Source organism: Nocardiopsis nanhaiensis, from assembly GCF_054778635.1.
On the sequence record NZ_BAAGZJ010000192.1, the window covers coordinates 1 to 1133 of the forward strand.

The 1133-nt window shown below is 63.7% G+C and carries 1 protein-coding gene; it reads left to right on the forward strand.

The genetic code is table 11. The features are described from left to right. Positions 1-23: 23 nt before the first annotated feature. Positions 24-1133, forward strand: a complete 1110-nt coding sequence (locus tag ACYVD1_RS34730) for an IS630 family transposase (protein WP_460778718.1) — start codon at positions 24-26, stop codon at positions 1131-1133.

The following is a 1133-nucleotide window of genomic DNA, read 5'->3' on the forward strand; positions in this document are numbered from 1 at the left end:
GTTAAATTGCCTAGGGTTGTGCCATGGCACGACCGGGACCCAAACTCGCACCGCTGGACCTGACCGCTGAAGACCGAGCCGAGCTGGAGCGGTGGGTCCGGCGGCGCAAGTCCGCCCAAGACCTAGCCCAACGAGCACGCATCGTGCTGGCCTGCGACCGCACCGACATCGACGGGTTGCCCCTTTCCCAAGCCCAGGTCGCCCGCGAGTTGAACGTGGACGTGGAGACCGTGCGCAAATGGCGCAGACGCTTCACCCAGCACGGCCTTCAAGGCCTTGCCGACCGCCCTCGGCCCGGCCGCCCCCGCACCGTGAGTGACACCCAGGTCGAGGAAGTAGTACGTACCACCCTGGAAGACAAACCCAGCGACGCCACCCACTGGTCGAGCCGGTCCCTGGCCAACCAGCTGGGGATGTCGCAGTCCACTGTCTCGCGGATCTGGCGTGCCTTTGGCCTGCAACCCCACCGCGCCGAGTCGTTCAAACTCTCCACCGACCCCTTCTTCATCGACAAGGTGCACGACGTGGTCGGTCTCTACCTGGACCCGCCCGAGCGGGCTCTGGTGCTGTGTGTGGACGAAAAGTCCCAGATCCAGGCGCTGGACCGCTCTCAACCGGTACTGCCGATGATGCCCGGAGTACCCGAAAGAGCCACCCACGACTACGTGCGGGCCGGCACCAGCACCCTGTTCGCCGCACTGGATACCGCTAGTGGAAAGGTGATCGGATCACTGCACCGCCGCCACCGAGCCCAGGAGTTCCAGAAGTTCCTCAACAAAATCGACAACGAGGTGCCCGCTGGCCTGGACGTGCACCTGATCTGCGATAACTACGCCACCCATAAGACCCCGGCGATCAAGCGATGGTTGCTGGCCCATCCCCGGTTCCACATGCACTTCACCCCGACCAGCGCTTCCTGGCTGAACCTGGTCGAGCGCTGGTTCGCCCAGCTGACCGGTAAGAAGCTGCGCCGTGGGGTGCACCGATCGGTCCAGGCGCTGGAAAAGGACATCCACTCCTGGATCAGGGTGTGGAACGAGGACCCTCGACCCTATGTGTGGCACAAGACGGCCGAGGAGATCCTCGAATCCCTTGCTTCGTACTGCCGACGAATTAACGACTCAGGACACTAG

What these genes read in the sequence shown, in the direction of transcription:
- ACYVD1_RS34730 (WP_460778718.1), top strand. Translation starts at nt 24, where the DNA reads ATGGCACGACCGGGACCCAAACTCGCACCGCTGGACCTGACCGCTGAA.